Annotated in this window: 20 protein-coding genes; 10 read left to right on the top strand and 10 right to left on the bottom strand. The window is 64.6% G+C overall.

The annotated features are described in order from the left end of the window. The 4 genes from KDH83_RS17930 to KDH83_RS17915 all read left to right on the top strand — a co-directional run. Positions 1-1,034, top strand: a 1,034-nt coding sequence (locus KDH83_RS17930) for an MFS transporter (protein ID WP_212318323.1), incomplete at its 5' end; no start/stop codon positions are given. 21 nt (positions 1,035-1,055) lie between these two features. Further along, the gene (locus KDH83_RS17925; protein ID WP_212318321.1) at positions 1,056-2,531 is read left to right on the top strand and encodes an NAD(P)/FAD-dependent oxidoreductase; all 1,476 of its coding nucleotides are present in this window, start codon (positions 1,056-1,058) and stop codon (positions 2,529-2,531) included. After that, complete coding sequence (locus KDH83_RS17920; protein ID WP_212318319.1) at positions 2,528-3,523, top strand: alpha/beta hydrolase; 996 nt, start codon at positions 2,528-2,530, stop codon at positions 3,521-3,523. The genes KDH83_RS17925 and KDH83_RS17920 overlap by 4 nt, the downstream gene beginning before the upstream one ends. 11 nt (positions 3,524-3,534) lie before the next feature. Next, positions 3,535-4,707, top strand: a complete 1,173-nt coding sequence (locus KDH83_RS17915; RefSeq protein ID WP_212318317.1) for an iron-containing alcohol dehydrogenase — start codon at positions 3,535-3,537, stop codon at positions 4,705-4,707. A gap of 619 nt (positions 4,708-5,326) precedes the next feature. Here KDH83_RS17915 and KDH83_RS17910 read toward each other — a convergent pair. Then, entirely contained in the window at positions 5,327-6,697 is a 1,371-nt protein-coding gene (locus tag KDH83_RS17910; RefSeq protein WP_212318315.1) for an NAD-dependent succinate-semialdehyde dehydrogenase, read from the bottom strand. 112 nt (positions 6,698-6,809) lie between these two features. Here KDH83_RS17910 and KDH83_RS17905 point away from each other — a divergent pair, with 112 nt between their 5' ends. Continuing rightward, positions 6,810-7,280, top strand: a complete 471-nt coding sequence (locus tag KDH83_RS17905; protein WP_349291643.1) for a helix-turn-helix domain-containing protein — start codon at positions 6,810-6,812, stop codon at positions 7,278-7,280. A gap of 151 nt (positions 7,281-7,431) precedes the next feature. Here the strand turns inward: KDH83_RS17905 and KDH83_RS17900 are convergent, their stop codons facing one another. From KDH83_RS17900 to KDH83_RS17890, 3 genes are read right to left on the bottom strand one after another with little or no spacing between them, the layout of a single operon-like run. Then, positions 7,432-7,818, bottom strand: a complete 387-nt coding sequence (locus KDH83_RS17900; RefSeq protein ID WP_212318314.1) for a RidA family protein — start codon at positions 7,816-7,818, stop codon at positions 7,432-7,434. Next, positions 7,815-8,564: a transporter substrate-binding domain-containing protein gene (locus tag KDH83_RS17895; protein WP_212318312.1), complete on the bottom strand. Its 750-nt coding sequence runs from the start codon at positions 8,562-8,564 to the stop codon at positions 7,815-7,817. The genes KDH83_RS17900 and KDH83_RS17895 overlap by 4 nt, the downstream gene beginning before the upstream one ends. 11 nt (positions 8,565-8,575) lie before the next feature. Beyond that, positions 8,576-8,770, bottom strand: coding sequence for a hypothetical protein (locus tag KDH83_RS17890; protein ID WP_212318311.1), 195 nt, complete (start codon positions 8,768-8,770; stop codon positions 8,576-8,578). Positions 8,771-8,987: 217 nt separating this feature from the next. Here KDH83_RS17890 and KDH83_RS17885 point away from each other — a divergent pair, with 217 nt between their 5' ends. Continuing rightward, complete coding sequence (locus tag KDH83_RS17885) at positions 8,988-10,679, top strand: aminotransferase class I/II-fold pyridoxal phosphate-dependent enzyme (protein WP_249205186.1); 1,692 nt, start codon at positions 8,988-8,990, stop codon at positions 10,677-10,679. Positions 10,680-11,008: 329 nt separating this feature from the next. Here the strand turns inward: KDH83_RS17885 and KDH83_RS17880 are convergent, their stop codons facing one another. Then, positions 11,009-11,770 (bottom strand): sulfite exporter TauE/SafE family protein, encoded by a 762-nt coding sequence (locus KDH83_RS17880; RefSeq protein ID WP_212318309.1) that lies wholly within the window; start codon positions 11,768-11,770, stop codon positions 11,009-11,011. Between the two features lie 151 nt (positions 11,771-11,921). On the opposite strand from KDH83_RS17880, the gene KDH83_RS17875 reads away from it, so the two are divergent. Further along, the gene (locus KDH83_RS17875; RefSeq protein WP_349291642.1) at positions 11,922-12,209 is read left to right on the top strand and encodes a metal-sensing transcriptional repressor; all 288 of its coding nucleotides are present in this window, start codon (positions 11,922-11,924) and stop codon (positions 12,207-12,209) included. A gap of 14 nt (positions 12,210-12,223) precedes the next feature. Continuing rightward, positions 12,224-13,093, top strand: a complete 870-nt coding sequence (locus KDH83_RS17870; RefSeq protein WP_212318305.1) for a nickel/cobalt efflux transporter — start codon at positions 12,224-12,226, stop codon at positions 13,091-13,093. Between the two features lie 52 nt (positions 13,094-13,145). Here KDH83_RS17870 and copD read toward each other — a convergent pair whose 3' ends face one another. The 4 genes from copD to eno form a co-directional block, all read right to left on the bottom strand. Further along, complete coding sequence (gene copD, locus KDH83_RS17865; RefSeq protein WP_212318303.1) at positions 13,146-14,027, bottom strand: copper homeostasis membrane protein CopD; 882 nt, start codon at positions 14,025-14,027, stop codon at positions 13,146-13,148. Positions 14,028-14,066: 39 nt separating this feature from the next. Then, on the bottom strand, positions 14,067-14,429 hold the full coding sequence (gene copC, locus KDH83_RS17860; RefSeq protein ID WP_212318301.1) for a copper homeostasis periplasmic binding protein CopC: 363 nt from the start codon (positions 14,427-14,429) through the stop codon (positions 14,067-14,069). Positions 14,430-14,645: 216 nt separating this feature from the next. After that, positions 14,646-15,050, bottom strand: coding sequence for a DUF2946 family protein (locus tag KDH83_RS17855; protein WP_212318299.1), 405 nt, complete (start codon positions 15,048-15,050; stop codon positions 14,646-14,648). 27 nt (positions 15,051-15,077) lie between these two features. After that, positions 15,078-16,376 carry a phosphopyruvate hydratase gene (gene eno / locus KDH83_RS17850; RefSeq protein WP_212318297.1) on the bottom strand — a complete coding sequence of 433 codons (1,299 nt, stop codon included), beginning with the start codon at positions 16,374-16,376 and terminating at the stop codon, positions 15,078-15,080. A gap of 176 nt (positions 16,377-16,552) precedes the next feature. On the opposite strand from eno, the gene KDH83_RS17845 reads away from it, so the two are divergent. Beyond that, entirely contained in the window at positions 16,553-17,413 is an 861-nt protein-coding gene (locus KDH83_RS17845) for a LysR substrate-binding domain-containing protein (RefSeq protein ID WP_212318295.1), read from the top strand. A gap of 39 nt (positions 17,414-17,452) precedes the next feature. Here KDH83_RS17845 and KDH83_RS17840 read toward each other — a convergent pair whose 3' ends face one another. Next, on the bottom strand, positions 17,453-18,211 hold the full coding sequence (locus KDH83_RS17840; protein WP_212318293.1) for a sulfite exporter TauE/SafE family protein: 759 nt from the start codon (positions 18,209-18,211) through the stop codon (positions 17,453-17,455). 91 nt (positions 18,212-18,302) lie between these two features. On the opposite strand from KDH83_RS17840, the gene KDH83_RS17835 reads away from it, so the two are divergent. Beyond that, positions 18,303-19,547 (top strand): PLP-dependent aminotransferase family protein, encoded by a 1,245-nt coding sequence (locus tag KDH83_RS17835; RefSeq protein ID WP_212318291.1) that lies wholly within the window; start codon positions 18,303-18,305, stop codon positions 19,545-19,547. Positions 19,548-19,560 lie beyond the last annotated feature (13 nt).

Genomic DNA, 19,560 nt, shown 5'->3' with positions numbered 1-19,560 from the left:
TCCTGATGGGATGCCTGCCGGGGTTCCAGGCCATCGGCTTCGCCGCGCCGGCGCTGCTGGTCTTGCTGCGCTTCATCCAGGGCTTCGCCGTGGGCGGGGAGTGGGGCGGGGCGGTGCTGCTGATCGCCGAACACTCGCCGCCCGAGCGGCGCGGCTATTGGGCCAGCTATCCGCAATCGGCAGCCTGCATCGGCAATGTGCTGGCGTCGATCGTGCTGTTCGGCCTGTCCTCGCTGCTGTCCAAGGAGGCCTTCCTGGACTGGGGCTGGCGCGTGGCCTTCTGGCTGTCCGGGATCATCGTCTTCGTCGGCTATTACATCCGTCGTTCGGTGGAGGACGCGCCGATCTTCGTGGAGTCCTATCGGCGGCAGAAGGAGGTGCGCAAGAAGGCGGCTTCGCTCAAGGACGCGCTGGCCGCCTATCCGGGCAAGACGTTCTTCAGCATCCTGCTGCGCGTGGGCGAGAACACGGTCTATTACGTGATCGTGGTGTTCTCCATCACCTATCTCACCGTGCACGCCAAGCTGCCGTCGCAGACGGTGATGTTCATCATGTTCATCGCGAACATCTTCCAGTTCTTCTCGATGCTGTTCGGCGGCTACCTGTCCGACCGCATCGGACGCAAGGCCTGCATCGCGCTGGGCTATGCCGGGCTGCTGGTCTGGGCGTTCCTGTATTTCCCGGGCCTGGATTCGGGCTCGAACGTCCATATCCTCGGCGTCATCTGCCTGGGCTTGTTCTTCCAGGCGCTCTGCTACGGCCCGCAGGCGGCGTACTTCTCGGAGATCTTCCCGACGTCGATGCGCTACGCCGGCGCGTCGTTCTGCTACCAGATCGCGACCATCGTGGCGGGTTCGATCGCGCCGCTGGTCGCGACCCTTCTGCTGCGCGACTACGGCGGCACGGGGCCCATCGTCACCTATCTGGCCGGCACCGTGGTGCTGTCCCTGCTGGCGCTGGCCGTGCTGTCGGAAACCCGGAATGTGTCCCTGCACGAGGTGGACCGCGCCCACCAGGACCGTCACGGCGCCTGATTCGATTGGAGTAGAAGCATCATGAGTGAACGCATTACGCATTTCCGCACCCTGATCCTCGGCGCCGGTTTCGGCGGCCTGGGCATGGGCGCCCAGCTGGCGCGCAACGGCGACGAGGATTTCGTCATCCTCGAGCGCTCCGGCGATATCGGCGGCGTCTGGCTGGACAACAATTATCCGGGCGCGGCCTGCGACACCGAGGCCCATCTCTATTGCTATTCATTCTTTCCGCACCTGCGCGTCAGCCGCATGTACGCGGGGCGCGAGGAACTGCTGGGCTATATGCAGCGCCTGGCCGACGCCTACGGCCTGCGCGCGCATCTGCGCCTGAATCGCGAGATCACCGAGGCGCGCTGGGACGGCGAAAGCGGCTTGTGGCGTTTCGAGGTGCGGGGAGGGGAGCGCTACACGGCGACCTACTTCGTGCCGGCGTGGGGGCAGCTCAACCAGCCGTCGATTCCGGCCTTCCCCGGCCTGGAAACCTACCGGGGCGCGAGCTTTCATTCCGCGCGCTGGAATGGCGCCGTCGAACTGCGCGGCAAGCGCGTGGCCTCCGTGGGGAATGCCGCGTCGGCGGTGCAGTACGTGCCCGAGATCGCGCCCGATGTCGCGCACCTGACGGTGTTCCAGCGTTCGGCGAACTGGATCATGCCGCGCAATCAGCAGGTGTTCACGCAGGAGCAACTGGACGCCTATGAAGCCGACCCGGCCGCCTTCGAGGCCTCGCGCAAGCATCTGCATGCGTTCCGGGAGAACGGTTTTCGCCGTACCCAGATGGGCACGGACGAACAGCGGCAGGGCGTCGACATCGCCAGGGCGCACCTGGCGGCGCAGGTCGCCGACCCGCAGCTGCGTGCCAAGCTGACGCCGGGCTACGAGCTGGGCTGCAAGCGCATCCTGCGCTCCGACGATTTCTATCCGGCGCTGACGCGGCCCAACGTGACGCTGGAAACGCGTGCGATCAAGCGCTTCTATGCGCAAGGCATCGTGACGGCCGACGGCGAGGAGCTGCCGTTCGACGCGGTGGTGTTCGGCACCGGCTTTGCCAGCCAGGCCTTCCATGGCGATCTGGCGGTGCTGGGCGCCGCGGGCGCCAACCTGTCGCAGGCCTGGGCGGAGGGCGCGGCCGCCTATCTGGGCATGGCCGTGCCGGATTTCCCGAACATGTTCCTGATCTACGGGCCCAATACCAACCTGAATCACAACTCGATCATCACTATGCTGGAAATCCAGCAGCGCTACATCGTCGAGGCGTTAAGGGCAGGGCAGGAGCAGGGCGCGGCGCTGAGCGTCAAGCCGCCGGCATACGCCAGCTTCAACGACAAGCTCCAGGCCGACATGGCCACGTCGGCGTTCTCTTCCAGCTGCTCCAGCTGGTACAAGAACGCGGCGGGCAAGGTCATCAACAACTGGTCCGGAACCGCGGACCAGTACCAGGCGGCCGTGCGCTGGAATGCGGATGACTATCTGTGGCTGCGCCCTGAGGCGGCACGATGAGCGAGCCGCGCAAGGAGGGCGCCGAGCGCGTCCCGCTGTCCTCGATCGCCCCGGATGCGCGTGGCCTGATCCAGGCCTACCGCGACAACGGCGAGATCTCGTTCCAGGATGTGCCACTGGCCACCGCGCGCGAGAACTACCTGCGCGGCTGCGAGGCCAATGGCCTGCCGCGCGTCGACTGCGCCGTCGTCCGCGATCATGCGGTGCCGGTTCAAGGCGCGACCCTGCGCGTGCGCGAGTATCGCGGCGTCGCGGCCGGCAAACCGCCGGCCGTGCTGTTCATGCACGGTGGAGGCTGGGTGATCGGCAATCTGGACACGCACGACGCCATCTGCCGGACGCTGGCCAGGGAAAGCGGGGCCGCGGTGTACGCCGTCGACTATCGCCTGGCGCCCGAGCATCCGTTTCCGACGCCGCTGGACGATTGCGCCGCCGCGTTGCGCTGGCTGGTCGAGCATGCGGCAAGCCTGGACGTCGACGTCTCGCGCCTGGCCTTGGCGGGCGACAGCGCCGGCGGCAACCTGGCCACGGTCCTGGCGAACACGGCGGACCTGCTGCCGCAAGCGTGCACCGTGCGGGCGCAGGCGCTGTTCTACCCGGTGACCGATGTGCGCGGCGAGACAGGCTCGTACCAACGCATCGTCTCCGGTTTTCCGCTGACCGCCGGCTCGATGCGCTGGTTCCGCGATCATTACCTGCGGCCGGACACGCCCCTGGATGATCCGCGTCTTTCCCCGCTTTTTTCACCGCTGCTGGCGCCGCGCCTGTCCGACGCGCCCATGTTCCTGTTGAGCTGCGGGCTGGATCCCTTGGCGGAGGAGGGGGTGGCCTATGCCGCGCGAGCTATCGCCGCAGGGGTGCGTGTCGAACATCACCACCTGCCGGCACACGCGCATGGCATCATCACGTCGGCCGGCCGTATCGATACCGGGCGCGTCATGCTGATCCGGGCCGCCGCGTTCCTGCGTGAAACCTTGCTGAACAACTCCTGATGCATCGTCCTATGAACGCTTTCCAATTCCAGACTGTCCCGACCATCATTTCGGAATTCGGCGCGGCGCGCCAGCTCGGCGCCTTGCTGCGCAAGCAGTATCCGGCGCAGGTCCGACTGTGCCTCGTCACCGATGGCTTCCTGCACAAGAGCGGCCTCCTGGCGCCGGCCCTGGCCGACCTGGCCAGGCATGGCTGGCAGGTGACCGTGATCGACGATGTGGTCGCCGATCCTCCGGAATCCGTCGTGCTGGAAGCCGCCAAGCGCGCCGGCCAGGCAGACGCGGAGGTGGTGCTGGGCCTGGGCGGCGGCTCGTCCATGGACGTGGCGAAACTGCTGGCCGTGCTGCTGGCGGGCCAGCAGCCCTTGGCGGACATGTATGGCGTAGGGAAAGTGTCCGGCCAGCGCCTGCCCTTGGTGCAGATGCCGACGACCGCCGGCACTGGTTCGGAAGTGACGGCGGTATCCATCGTGACGACCGGGGAAACCACCAAGATGGGCGTGGTCGCGCCGCAGTTGTACGCCGATCTGGCGATTCTGGATGCGGAACTGACCCTGGGACTGCCCAGCGCCGCCACGGCCTACACCGGCATCGACGCCATGGTGCATGCCATCGAGGCCTACACCTCGGCGCATCTGAAGAACCCGGTGTCGGACATGTTGGCCATCAAGGCGCTGGAGCTGTTGTCCCGCAATATCCTGACCGCGTGCCGGGACGGCGGCAATAAGGACGCGCGTAGCGCCATGCTGCTGGGCGCGATGTTCGCCGGCCAGGCCTTCGCCAATTCCCCGGTCGCGGCCGTGCATGCGCTGGCATATCCCATCGGCGGCATTTTCCACGTGCCGCACGGGCTGTCGAACGCGCTGGTGCTGGCGCCAGTGCTGAAATTCAACGCGCCGGCCGCCAGCAGGCGCTATGCCGAGATCGCCGAGGTCGTGGTACCGGGCGCGACGGGCAGCGACGAGGCCAGGACGGCTGCCTTGGTCGGCTATTTTGAACAGCTGGCGGTCGACACGGGGATTCCGCGCAGCCTGGCCGAGGTTGGCGTCAAACGGGGAGATCTGGCACGGATGGCCAGCGACGCCATGCGGCAGACGCGATTGCTGGTGAACAATCCTCGGGAAGTGACTGAGGCTGACGCGCTGGCGATCTATGAGGCGGCGTTCGAGGCGGTTGGCGGGTAGCCAGGGACGAGAGCCTGGATTTCGCGGAGGCTGTCGGGCGGTTGATCCTTGTGAGTCGAGGATTCAGATGGCGAATCCGTGGGGAGATGGGAGCTGCACCGGGAACGTCGGCCGCAAGCGAAGAACGCCGACGGGAGCTCATCTCTCGTCTGGGGTCGTATTACGCATAATGTGTATTATGTAAAGTATAAATTATGCGAGTTTCGCGCTGCTCCTCCCTGCGCGTCCAATTAAGCAAACTTCCGGCAGTTTCTGAACGCTTCTAAGGGGGCTATGCCTGTACGCTCGCCTGCCGCAAGCGTCTGCATCTTCTCCGCATAGCAGATGCTCTGGGCTGCCTACCAAGCGCGCAACTTGCTGCCGCTGGCATGATTGGGGGACCAGGCCAGATTCCAAGCGTTCGATTGGCCTGCCTCATGCTGTGGTGCGAGCGATGGTCAAGCGTCACATTCCGCTCGCCACGTTCGATGCGCCCCATTGGGGATCGAGAACATGAGGCTGCAAATCGCCATACTTCGGCGCATGCAATTCTGGACCAAGAGCGAGAAGCTCGGGGGCAGCGTAAATCCTACGCTATAGATATACGCTGCCACCCGCACGGCGAGATCCGAACCTTGCCTTAAGCCGCGATGCGTACGAGTTTTTGATTGACAAACTCTTTGATGCCAAGCTCGGATAGCTCACGGCCAAAGCCTGAATTCTTTACACCCCCAAAGGGCGCCTCAGGGCTGGTGTGAAAGTACGAGTTGATGCAGACCATTCCTGCCTCGATCTTCTCGGCGACTTTTTTTGCATGCTCGATGTCGGAGCCGAACACAGAGGAACCAAGACCATATTTCGTGGCATTGGCAAGCGCCACTGCCTCCTCCTCTGTGTCCACAACGTAGAACGACAGCACCGGGCCAAAGGCTTCCTGTTGATAGAGCGGATTTTCCGGTGCTATGTCGGTGATGATGGTTGGCTCAAGATAAAACCCAGGGCGGTCGATTTGCCTTCCACCGAAAACGACGCGGGCGCCAGCGTTCTTCGCACCTTCGATTTGATCGAGCAATCCGTGCAAGGCGCGCTCGGAGACTATCGGTCCGATGGCGCTCTTCGGGTCCATGGGATCGCCGACAGTAAGCATGGAGAATTTGTCGATGAGACGCGACAGAACTTGTTCGCCGCGCTCGCGCCCAACCACGATCAATCGCTTGGTTGCAACGCAGGTCTGTCCGGCGTTGACGATCCGCCCGATCACGCACTGATCGACGGCAAATGCCAGATCTGCGTCCTCCAACACGATAGCGGGATCACTGCCGCCGAGCTCCAGCACCACCTTCTTCAAGTTGGCGCCGGCACGTTGTGCGACCGCCGCGCCCGCACGCTCGCTGCCGGTCAACGTCACACCCCGCACACGGAAGTCGTCAATCAGCGCTCCCACCTGCTCCACACTGCAAAACAGGTTGGTGTAAACACCCGGAGGCGCGCCCGCTTCCTCGAACAGACGTGCAAACGCCAATGCGCATTGCGGCACATTTTCCGCGTGCTTGATCATGACAACATTGCCCGCAACGAGTTGCGGGCCAGCAACGCGCGCCAATTGGTAGTAAGGGAAATTCCAGGGCTCGATCCCCAGAATCACGCCTATCGGCTCCATCACGAGTGAACAACCGGGCGCCTCCGGAATCGCCTTAGGCTGAAGGAATTCCTCAGCCTTTCGAGCGTAATAGTCGAGGATATTTGCGGCGAGATCCACCTCGGACAGGCTGAAGGCTCGCACCCTACCCATCTCCAGCGTGATGAGGTCGGCATATTCCTCGCGCCTCGCGCGCAAGATCTGCGCTGCGCGCGCAACCACGCGTGCCCGCTCGGCTACCGGGCGCAGCCGCCAGTCACTTCGGAAACGGTCATCTGCGACTTCAAGCAAGCGTGCGATGTCTTGGTCGGATTGCAGCGGAAATTCCTTCACCACTTTGCCGGTGGCCGGATTCAGGGTTTGAAAGCTCATGGCTTATCTCCAAAGTATGAAAACGTTAAGGTTTAATTTTGAAACCAGTAGGCATCCTAGCGCCATTGGTTTAAAATTGCAACCTCATTGTTGTGAATTGCGAGGACTCCGCGTGAAAGGCAAGAAAACAGACTTGGGTGGGGAGAACTGCGGCATCGCCAGAGCGTTGGACGTCATTGGCGATTGGTGGTCGCTGCTCATCGTGCGCGAGGCGTTCGCGGGACGGCAACGCTTCAACGAATTTCAGAAAAGTCTTGGCGCGGCGAAGAACATTCTTTCCGCCCGGCTGAAAAAACTGGTCGAACACGGCATCCTGAAGATCGAGCCCGGCGAAGGCGCCCGTCCCTCCCATCGCTATGTTCTGACCCCAAAGGGCGAACAATTGGGAGTGGTCCTTATCGCCCTCTGGCAGTGGGGAGAGCGGGCGTGTTTTGCCCCTGGCGAGTTACGATCGACGATGGTCGACAATGAAGCGGGCCAACCTGTGGCGAAACTGGAGATCATGTCCCAGGACGGACGTGCCATTGGTCCTCGAGGCTTTCATCTCGCGCGTATGGATATGCAATCCGCGACGGAGGAATGACGCTCCACGGTCATCGTGCGGATGAACCTTTCAAGACACGCTGCGCCAGCCGAGTCGAGTACAACGACGATTGATTTCACAGTGCGGCCGGATACCCTCACCGCGCAGCAAGGCATAGGGCTGGCTATTCTCGCACCGGCACCACCCTGCTCTACTTCGCCGCAACGGCCTGTATCTCAACCTTCAGATGGGATTCGGCCAATCCTGCAACCACGACCAGCGTGGTCGCAGCGGCATGGCCAGCAAAATGATGCTCACGAAGCTCTCGGAACATTGGCACCATGTCCTGCCGGGTGATGAAGCCGTCCACCTTGACCAGGTCATGGACCGTCATGCCGGCGTCGGCCAGCACCGCGATGAGATTGCGCCAAGCCAGTTCAATTTGTTGGCGGGGATCTTCTGGCACCTCCCCGCTGCGATTGACTCCGATCTGGCCAGAGACATGGAGCCAACGTGCGCCTGACTCGACGGAAGCGCCGTGGCTGTAGCACGAGAAGGGGGGAGCCAACCCGGGGGGATTGTGGAGTGTGATGGTCATGTTGGCATTGCCCCGGACCTTGTTGCCATGCGGGCCGCAAGCGCTCCGTCAATTTCGCTATCGGTGATGCCATGATTTTTCATGCGCATGCGATGGTCGGCTGAACCCAGGTAGCGTTGGAGCTCATCATTGACCGCATGGGTCAGCGCGGTATTGGCCTTGCTGAATGAGAATCCGCCAACGGGTGCCCTGGAGCCTGCAAGCAGTGGATGCGAGACGGCGTCAAGCCCTGGATAACGCTGCAGCAAAGCCCGGTTTCCCACAGCGGTCCCCACGAAGGCATCGACTTTTCCGGCCTGCAAGGCTGCGATGGCATCCGGCTGGTCTTTGAAAACCACAATTTGCTCGGCATGCATGCCCGCGGCCTTGGCTGCGTCAATCTGTATGGTTCCCGCGATCGTAGCCAGGCGAGCATTGGATTGAACGGCCATCGACTCATAGCTTTGGAGCTGCCTGGGGTTGCCTGCCGGCACGATGAATCCGTCCACGAGAGACCAGACCGGCACGCTGAACGTGACGCGCCGCTGTCTCTCGGCGGAGATGAAGATGGGCACGTTCATGTCCCAACGCCCCTCCTCCACCCCCGGAAGAAACTCCTCGAACGTGGTGGGGACATAGGAAATTTCCGAGACGCCCATGGCACGCAGTATCACCTCGGCCAGCTCGACATCCGATCCCGCTACCTCGCCATTTTCCGCGGTCCAGTAGAAAGGGGGCTCTTCTATGTATGCAATACGGATTTTCATGTTCACTCCATTCAATGGACTTCCGAGCCAATTTCCACCTCGCTGATTTCGGCACACTGCAAGCGACAAGCAGCACCGCCAAGGCAGTCGCAAACCACCAAGAGGACGGTCACAAGCGAATCAGATTCATACAGCGGCCCTCCCTGCCTCTGGGCCAGGCTTCCAAGCTCATTTGCAGCGCTGCCGCAGGTGGAGAGTTTCAGCATCCATCGCGCCTGAGCACATCAATCGCCCGGAAACCCGGGGGGGCACGAAATGCACCTCGCCGGCGGCCATGGCGGCTGCTCGTGCAAAGCTGTTAGGATGGTATGACCACCCAGCCAATCAGAACAGATACAGATTTTTGATTTCTCTTCAGCACAAACTGATCTGATATCGGCTGCCGCTCCTCCTCCAATGGCGCCCACCGCCACGACCTTTGAGATGAAGACCAACAGATCAACAAGCCACCAGGAGGTCGTTCGCATCATCCTCGATGCGATGCGGACGGGGCAGTTGTCGGCCGGAGATCGATTGCCTTCCGTGCGCGCCTTGATGGATCAACATCTTTTCAGTGGATCGGCGGTTCAGAAGGCATATCGCATCCTCACCGAGCAAGGCACCGTTATCTCTCGCCCGCAGTCGGGGTTCTATGTGCCAGGTGCCAAGCAGAACATTGCGGGCGGCCAACACGCACACGGCGGCAAGCCCGGCGATGCACATCTTTACCAGCAGCTTGCCGCGCTCATTCGCGACGCCATCGAAAGCGGGACGCTTGCGCCAGGAGCCCGACTGCCATCAGTCAGGGAGGTCTGCGAAACGCGCGGCATCAGTATTTCCACCGCCATACAGGCCTATCAGCTGCTTGCTGAACGGGGCCTGATCCAGGCAAGACCACGTTCGGGCTACTTTGTGACGGGATCACACAATGCGACCCTGGGACTTCCCCGCGCATCGGCGTCTGCCAGGAAAGCCTCCACCGTCTCAATCAGCAACGCGGTTGCCGTGTTTCTGGAGTACGCGCATGACCCCGCCTACATCCAGCTTGGGTGCGCGGTGCCCGACCAGGCCTTCCTGCGTTCGGATCGCCTGAACGCAATCCTGGCGCGCGGCGCCCGCAGGAACGGCGCCCACCACAACACCTACAACTCCGCTCGCGGATGTGAGGACCTGCGGCAGGAGATCGCCAGGCACACGATGCGGGCCGGTTGCGCTGCCTCGCCAGAAGACATCATTGTCACCAATGGCTGCACTGAGGCCGTGACGCTCGCCTTGATGACCCTCGTGCGACGCGGTGACACCGTGGCGGTCGAATCGCCCACGTATTACGGCCTGCTGCATACCTTGGAGGTCTTGGGAATCAAGGTCCTGGAGGTGGCGACAAGCCCCGTCCGGGGGGTGGACGTGGAGGCTCTGGGCAAGCTGGCCGATGAACACCCGCTGTCTGCTGTCGTGCTGGCGTCCCGGGTCAACAACCCTTTGGGCTGCGCCATGAGCGAAGAGGACAAGATCGCACTTCTGAAGGTACTGAAGAAGCGTTCGCTTCCCTTGATCGAGGATGATGTCTATGGGGACATCTACTTCGGTCGGGAAAGACCGCGGCCCTTTCATGCATTGGACCCTGCTGCCGATGTTACCTACTGCAGCTCTTTTTCCAAGACCATTGCGCCTGGCTACCGTATCGGCTGGGTGTACTCGAAGCGCCATGCGCAGCGGCTGACAGATACCAAGCTGGCGCTGAATCTATGCAGCCCGACGCTGGCGCAGACCGCGCTCGCCGAATTCATGGCCAGCGGAGCCTACGAGGCGCATCTACGCAAGCTCCGAAGCAATCTTGACGCGAATCTCATGGCACTGAGGCGCGCGGTCGAGGCTTGCTTTCCGCCGGATACCAAGATCAGCCGTCCTCATGGGGGCTTTGCCCTGTGGGTGGAACTGCGCAGGGGAGCGGATACGCAGAAATTGTTTACTGCTGCGTTGGAGCGCGGCATCTGCTTCACCCCTGGGGACATCTTCTCGGGCAGTCGCCGCTTCAAGAACTGCCTGCGCTTGAGTGCGGGGTCGGTATGGGACGACCGCATGTACTCGAGCATAGGGATTCTGGGCGAGCTTCTCCGCGAGCAATTGATCGTTTGATTTCGCATCCACGGTTGCGCTCCAGCGCCGGATACAGTCCGGGCCGACTTCGATCGATAGCCCAGTCGGCGTGGCGCCCAACACAACCGCGATCCTCGGCCTTCCGCTCGCTCGCGTCTACACGGTCAGATCCGGGCGTTTACGATGTCCACGAGTTCAGCCTGATCGCGGACCAAACACCCTCCTTCATTGAGCACCGGCATGCGCCGGCCCTCCAGCGCTGAAGAACGTGCTACTCCATGAGTTCAGAAGTCAGGAATTCCCTGGATGAACGGGCCTCGCCAGCTTGCCGCCGAAAGCCGAGGCCATCGCCACAGGCGCATTCCGTCTTACTGCGGCAAGTAGCCCAACACCCCGTCCCACAACAGTTTCAAGGCCGTCACGATCAACAAGAAATAGCAGGCCTTGTACATCTGTCGCTGATCCAGCCTCGCATGCAGGCGCCACCCCAGCCACACGCCCGCCGGAATCGCCGGAAGGCAGATCGCCATCAAGATCCAGACGTTCCCCGCCGGCTTCGCCAGCGCCAGCCAGGGCACGGCCTTGACGAGATTTCCCACCGTGAAGAACATGCTGGTGGTGCCGGCATAGACCTGCTTGCTCAGGCCCAGCGGCAGCAGATACATCGCCAGAGGCGGCCCGCCCGAATGCGCGACCATGGTGGTGATTCCGGACGCCACGCCGGCGGCCAAGGCCTTGGGACGGGAGCGCGGCCGGACGGCGACTTGGCCGCCGCGCACGAACCACAAGCCCACGAAAACCAGTGTAACAATGGCCATCACAATCGCGATCGCGTGGTGGTCCAGCCCTCGGAACACCAGGTAGCCAGCCCCGATACCGACGACCAGGCCGGGCACCAGCAAGGCGAGATCAGGCCTGGACCATGTGGATGGCCGCCAGTAGCGCAGGCCATAAAGATCCATCGCGACGAACAGGGGCGCAAGCAAGCCGCCGGCCGTCACGGGATCCATGACAAGCGAGAGTAGCGGAATGCCGATGATGGCAAAGCCCCCTCCAAATGCACCTTTCATGAAGCAGATCAGGAAGACGCCCGCGAAGGTGACCAGGATGGTGCCGACGGTCAGTTCCATATCGCCGTCAATGAAGGGAAACAAGCATCGTATGCGTGCAAATCAGTACGATCAAATTATTGTCATGGATACATTTTCTCATGCCGCAAACGCGCTAAAAGCAATTCCGGCCTCATGGCCTTCCTGTTCATATCCCCCCCGGGGGGATATGATGCGCGACATGGAAAAGACCAATCCCCACCACCATCACGATGCCGTCGCCAAGCGACTCAAGCGGGCACAAGGCCATCTGGGCAGCATCCTGCAGATGATGGAAGCGCATCGTCCCTGCCTTGATCTGGCCCAACAGCTGCATGCCGTCGAAAAGGCAATCTCGCAGGCCAAGAAGATCCTGATCCAGGACCACATCGATCATTGCCTGCAAGACGCCGTGGGCGATCTGGACGCGGACAAGCAGCGCACCATCGACGAATTCAAAGAGATCACCAAGTACCTCTAGGGGCCATTTCTCCCATGTTGTCGTTTGCCGAGCTGCTTGCCCAGGGTGCATCGCACGCCTGGCTGTTCATTCCCAGCGCCATCCTGCTGGGCGCCCTGCACGGCCTCGAGCCCGGCCACTCCAAGACGATGATGGCTGCCTTCATCGTCGCGATCCGGGGAACGGTGTGGCAGGCCGTGCTGCTGGGCGTCACCGCGACCATCTCGCACACGCTGATCGTGTGGGGCATCGGGCTGGGCGGCATGTACCTATGGCAAGGCGTGGCGGCGGAGGAACTGGAGCCCTACTTCCAGTTGGCCTCGGGCGCGGTCATCGTGCTGATCGCGGCCTGGATGTTCTGGCGAACCTGGCGGGAACAGCATGGCGAGGCGCACGACCATTCCCATCACGATCATGAGCACGGCGGGCACACTCACGACGATGACGCCGCGCTTCTGGTGCCTCATGGCCACCAGCACGACCAAAACCATGAAGCGTTGCGAGGATTGAATGTCGCCGGTGTAGACCATCAAGATGCCCATCAGTTGGCGCATGCCAATGACATACGCCGACGATTCGCGAACCGGAATGTCACCAACTGGCAGATCGCCCTGTTTGGGCTGACGGGCGGCCTTATCCCCTGCCCTGCGGCCATCACGGTGCTGCTGCTTTGCTTGCAGTTGAAGGCGTTCACCTTGGGGGCCGTGCTCGTGCTGTGCTTCTCGATCGGGCTTGCCATCACCCTGGTCACAGTCGGTGTCGTCGCGGCGCTCAGCGTGCGGCACGTTACCCGGCGCGCGCCCTGGTTCAGCGCGGCGGCCCGGCGGGCGCCCTACCTCTCAAGCCTGCTGATCGTCGCCGTCGGCATTTACGTGGGCCTGCATGGATGGCTTGGACTGCCCTAGCGCCTGTTCAGAAAATCGACAACACCCTGTCGCCGCGCAAGCGGTCACGCATTCATTGCGGCGCCGACAGACCAAGCGCGCTCACGATCAGCAAGATCGCCACGCCCACGCAGACTTCCAGCACGGTGTTCCGGCGCAACGGCCCAAGCGCGAGTTCCGGCTGTCGCCGGATCCTGGGCACCCACCAATACCGGTTCACGAGCGCCAGCAACACCATGGCCAGCGCCAACAGGATCTTCAGCCCCAGCCATTGCTGATACGCGGACGCGGTATCCAGCCCCGCCGGCGACAGGATCAGCGCGGCGTTGACGACGCCACTCAGCAGCAGGGCCGCGACTGCAACGTGCCCGGCGGTCGAGAACCGCATCAAGGCCCGGGTGGCATCGACGCGATGGGCGGGCTCCGACCATCGCCGCAGGAACAGCAGGAAGACCGGCAGCGAACCCAGCCAGAAACCGGCGGCCAGGCAATGCAGCATGTCGTTCAACGCGTGGAGCAGGCCGGTCCTGCCCTCCTCCATCGCGGCGTGCCCGCTCAGCGCCAGCGGCAGCAGGGCCAGGCCCGCGGCGAGCGCCCGCGGCCATGTCCAGCCCGGCCGGGGCCGCAGAAACAGGCACAGCACCAGCAGCATCGCCGCCACCCGCAGGATCCAGGCCTGTCCATAGCGGGTCTGCAGCGCCACGGTGGCCAGCATGTCGGTCTGCGCCATGGCCTGCCATTCGCCGGCGATGCTGGCGGTTTGCAATGGCAGGAGACACAGCACGGACAGCATCCCGGCCACCGAGGCGCCGCGCAACATTTTGCGCAAGTCCGCCTCGATGGACAGGCTCAAGCCGCGCGACCCGCTCAGCGCCAGCATGGCGCTGGCGCCGAACAGCAGCGTCGATGCCAGGTAGGCGACAAAGCGCAATAGCGCGAACGTGCCGATGATCATGGCCTGGGCGCCGTCGGCGGCGGGAGCTGGCAAGCGGCCTCAGGGCTTGATCGTGAACGACCAGGCGCCATTGGTCTTGTGGCCGTCCTTGGACAAGGCCTGCCACTTCACCGTGTAGACGCCCGCGGGCAGATCCTTGCCGATCGGCAGGACCAGCGTCTTGTTGTCACCGGGCGCCAAGGCCGATTTTTCGGTCGGGACGGTCTTGCCGGCGGCATCCTGCAGCGTCAGCGAGGAAAACGCGGCCTCCAGCCCTTCGGTCAGCGTCAGAGTAACGGTGGCCGGCGTCTTGGCCAGGACCGCGTCCTTGGCGGGCGTGGCGGTTCCGACATGGGCGTGCGCCCAGAGGAGTTGCGGGGCGGCGGCCAGCACCAGAGCGGCAATCAATGATTTTTTGAACATGGGAATTCTCCTGGATCGTGAATGGACGGCGTTCCGCCAGACAATGAATGGCGTTCGGCCGGAAATCGCGTGCACGTCTAAGCCCATACCCAGGCACGAGTCGGAATGCGAGCGGCGACAAAGCGCGCCGGCGGCTGGGCAATCTGCCCACCGCCTAAGCGGCAGGCATGTCCGCCCCTGTCAGGGCGGGTATCCGTCTCGTTCGGGTGGCGGGCGTCAGGCGGCGGCAGGAGGCGCGCGCGACCGCTGCGGCAATCGCGCCAGGGCGCTGGAGAGATAGGGAGCCGCGACAGGCGCCGGCGCGGCATGCTGGATGACGGGCGCCAGCCAGCTGTACAGGAGCAGCGCCGGCGGAGTGATCCCGCCCAGCATCGCGCAACCGGCGGTGCAGCATTGCGGCAATGCGCCGCCCTGCTGACTGGCGTGCTGCGCGGCGTCTTCCGAATCCAGGGCGACCACGCGCGGACCGCTGGCCGTGCAGATGATCGTGGTGGTGCCGGCCTGGCCCGATCCGTGGCCCGAGGATGCCAGGGCGGAGGACGCGATCAATGCCTGGAAGACGAACAGGGCCATCGCGACCAGCGCGACCCATCGTCTTCCGGCATTGGCATGTGCGCGCATCGGCGTCCCCTGTTGCGGAAAAAAATCTTAGCACGCAGGTGACGGCGGCAATCCCCTTCCCAGCGGCAAGGCGCCCGCGTATACCGCCGCGGCCCCGAGTTCGCGCTCGATCCTGAGCAGGCGATTGTATTTGGCCGTGCGGTCCGAGCGCGACATCGAGCCGGTCTTGATCCAGCCGCAATGGCCCGCCACCGCCAGGTCCGCGATGCTGGTGTCCTCGGTCTCGCCGGAGCGGTGCGACATGACCACCCGATAGCCGCTGCGGGCGGCCAGGCGCAGCACCTGCTGCGTTTCCGTCAACGTGCCGATCTGGTTGGGCTTGACCAGGATGGCATTGGCCAGGCCCTGCCCGATGCCCTGTTCGAACAGGCGCGGATTGGTGCAAAACACGTCGTCGCCGACCAGCTGGCAGCTGGCGCCCAGCCGTTCGGTCAGCATTTTCCAGCCGGCGGGGTCGTTCTCGGCCATGCCGTCCTCGATGGAGATGATCGGATAGGCCCGCGTCAGCGCCGCCAGGTAGTCGACCTGCTCCTCGGCGCTCAGGCGCCGGTCCTGTCCGGCATAGACGTAGCCGGCGGGCCGGTGGAATTCGCTGGCAGCCGGATCCAGGCCCAGCGCGACGTCCTGACCGGGCCGGAGTCCGGCCTGTCCGATCGCCGCCATCAGGAAGTCCAGCGCTTCCTCGGCCACGCGCAGATCGGGCGCGAAGCCGCCCTCGTCGCCCACGTTGACCGAATGGCCGGCGCGTTTCAGGGCGTCCTTGAGCGCATGGAACACCTCGGCGCCCATGCGCACCGCCTCGGCGAAGCTGGCCGCGCCCATCGGCAGCACCATGAATTCCTGGAAATCCAGCGGATTGTCGGCATGGGCGCCGCCGTTGAGCACGTTGATCATGGGCACCGGCATGACGCAGGCCTGGTTGCCGCCCAGGTAGCGCCACAGCGGCAGTTCCAGGCTGGCCGCCGCCGCGCGCGCCGCGGCCAGCGACACGCCCAGGATCGCATTGGCACCAAGGCGGCTTTTGTCGGGCGTGCCGTCCAGCGCGATCATGGCCTGGTCCAGCTCCGCCTGGCGGTCGGCGCGCATGTCCCGCAGCACATCGCGCAGTTCCGTGTTGACGCTGCGGGCCGCGTTCAGGACGCCTCGGCCGTGAAAGCGGCGTGGATCGCCATCGCGCCGCTCGCAGGCTTCGCGGATACCGGTGGACGCGCCCGACGGCACCAGCGCCACGCCGCAGGCGCCGTCCGAGAGCGCCACCTCGACCTCCAGCGTGGGATTGCCTCGGCTGTCCAGCGCCTCGAAGGCGCGGATGTCGACGATATGCATGGGGAGACTCCTATATGTCAGTCTATTGAACAAATCGAGGCTGCCGACCCTGACACCGAGCGCATGAACAAGGCGGCGAATATGGGAAGCATGCTAGCCAGCCTGTTAGCATCCGAATATCGATTTGTTTTGCGATTTCGTCAGCTTTCCTGACATAAGGACGCTCAAGGACTTCCATGCGCAAGCTCCCTCCCCTGGCCTCCCTGCGCGCATTCGAGGCGGTCGCGCGCACCGGATCGGTGACGCGCGCCGCCGAGGAACTGGCGCGCACGCACGGCGCGATCAGCCGGCATCTGAAGCTGCTGGCCGACGACGTGGGCGCCGAACTCTTCGAGCGCGACGGCACCGGCCTGCGGATGACGCCGGCGGCGGCCGACTTCTATGCCGTGACGCGTTCCCTGTTCGACCAGCTGGAGCGCGCCTATGAAAACCTGGGCAGCCGCGCCGCCGGCCCGGGCGTGCACGTGGCCTGTAGCGCGACTTTCGCCATGCGTTGGCTGGTGCCGCAGCTGGCGGTGTTCTATCGCAAGCACCCGGATATTCGCATCCGGCTTTCGATGACCTCGGCGCGCGAGATCCGCAACGAAGGCGCGGACGTGCTGGTGGCGTGGGACATGTCCAGCTACTCGGACGCCGACCAGCGGCGCGCCCTGCCCTTGGCGCCGGTGAATTTCGCGGCGGTCTGCGTGCCGGCCTGCGCCAGGCTGGCGGCCGCGAAGCGGACTCGGATCGCGCATGGCTACACGTCCAGCGCCTGGGATCAATGGGAGGCCAAGACCGGAAAATCGGTTGCGCGCGGCGATGTGCTGGAGTTTCCGCACACCCATCTATGCATTGAGGCGGCGTTGTCAGGCCTGGGAGTCGCCCTGGTGGAAACGCGATTGATCGCGCGCGAGCTGGCCGAAGGCACCTTGGTGGCGCCGTTCGGCGCCGTTCAGTTCGACGGTGGACTGCGCGCCCTGCCCGCCGCCGGGCGGCGCATGAATGCGCAGGCCCAGGCCTTCGTGGCGTGGCTGCGGGACGCGCTGACCGCGTAGGCGCGGCGCGCGGCCAGACTTACCCCGTCTCATCCCGCGTCAAGTCGCCAGCAGCTTGATCGCCGCCAGGATGCTGACCGCCCAGGTGGTCATGCGCACGACGCCATCGCCCAGCCGGCTGACCGCCTTCGCGCCCAGCGTGCCGCCCAGCGCACAGCCCAGCGCCAGCGGCAGCGCCGTCGGCCACGGCCCCACGCCGCGCCAGATGAACACGGCCACGGAAGCGGTCGAGATGACCAGGCTCAGCCGCGTGCCCAGCGCGGCGGCGGTGGACGGCGTGTGGCCGTGCAGCGCCACCAGCGTCAGGATCAGGAAGACGCCATAGCCGGCGCCGAAGAACCCGGAATACACCGCCAGCACCAGCACCAGCACGAAACCGGCAAGCCGCTGCATGGCGCTGGGCGAGACGTTGACCGTCTTCGGGCGGCGTCCGGCCCAGAACGTGCCGACGATGGACGCAACCAGCAGGAACAGCACCACGCTGCGCAGCCGCATCGGGTCGATGATGGTCAGGAGCTGCGCGCCCAGCACGGAACCGAGCAGGCACATGGGCCACAGCCATCCGGGCACCGGCACGGCGGTCTCCGGCAGTTTCTTCGCATGGGCCAGCGAGCCCGTCAGGAAGGCGGCCCACAGCGCCACCTTCACCGCGATGACGCTGTCATCGGCGGCAATGCCGACCAGCATCAGCAGCGGCACGCCCAGCGTCACCCCTCCTCCCGCCGTCACCGCCACCACGCCGCAGGGCAAGCCCAGCGCGAACATCAACAACATGGCCTGCATCGACATGTCCACCATGACCTCCAATTATTGTGTGAGGCAGTATGGCGCCGAGTAGCAATACAATCTATTCATTGTATTGATCACATCGGACCCGGCGGCGCGCGACATGAACCTCTATGAACGATTGACGGCGGAACTGGCGGCGGCCATCCGCGGCGGCGAACTCGCTGGCGGCAGCGCCCTGCCGCCGGTGCGGGATTTCGCCAGGCTGCGCGGCATCGGTCCCAGCACCGCCGCGCGGGTCTACGCCAGCCTGCGGCAACAGGGGCTGGTCATCGGTGAAGTCGGACGCGGCACCTTCGTGCGTGAGCGGCCGATGGATGCCGGCCCGCTGTCGGCGGCGGCCAGGTACGCGTCATTGGGCCGCAGCGCCGTGGCGCTGGAGGCGCAGGACCTGCGCGCCGCGCTCAAGGCAGTTGCCGCCCAGCCCGACCTGGCGCAGCTGACCGGACAGGCCAGCCCGCTGGGCAGGACGTCGATCCAGCGGGCCCTGGCTGCGCATTTCGCCGGAATGGGGCTGGATGTGCCGCCGGAGCGGATCTGCGTCGCGCACGGCGGACAGGCGGCATTGCGGCTGGCGGCGCTGGCGATCGCGCAGCGCGGGCAGCGGGTGGCGGCCGACGCCATCACCTATCCCGGCTGGAAGCTCGTCGCCGGCCAGCTCGGCCTGGACCTGGAACCGATCGCCTTCGACGGCGACGGCCCCTTGCCAGACGAGCTGGAGCGGCTACTGCGCCGCAGGCGGATCAAGGCGCTGTACTGCATGCCCGTGGCGCATTTGCCCATGGGTTGGATCATGCCGCCGCAGCGCTGCCGCGCCATCGCCGAGCTGGCCCGCAAACATGATTTCGCGCTTATCGAAGACCTGACCTACCGCCATCTGGCGCCCAGGGCATCCTCCGGCCTGTACCGGCTGGCGCCCGAACGGACCTGGCTGGTGGGCAGCATGTCCGGCTTGTTGGGCGACGGGCTGCGCTTCGGCTATCTGATCGGGCCCGACCCGAACCGGCGCGTGCTGGAAGGCCTGGCCATGTCGTGGGGGCTGGCCTGCGCGCCCCTGCTCATCGAGTTGGCGCGGCACTGGCTGGAGGACGGCACTGTCGGCGCGATCCAGGCGCGGCAGGCCGAACATGCGCGCGCATTGTGGCAGGCCGTCGCCCGCCCGGAGCTGCAGACGCTGGGGTCGCCGGCAATGGCGGGCCGGGGCTTGTGGGTGGCGGGCCGGCCGGGGCGGGGGCCGGCGATTCGGGCAGGTGCGCGCCCACCGTGGGGGCGTTGTGGAGGGGGTTTGCGGATTCGATGGCGTCCAGCACCGCCAGCCCGGCCGCGCAGGCCGGCACGCCCGGCGTGAGCGAGATCCGCGG

Source organism: Achromobacter sp. Marseille-Q0513 (assembly GCF_018195695.1).
GTDB lineage: Bacteria > Pseudomonadota > Gammaproteobacteria > Burkholderiales > Burkholderiaceae_B > Achromobacter.
The sequence above is the reverse complement of the archived record's forward strand: the minus strand, read 5'-3'. Positions and strand labels throughout refer to the sequence as shown.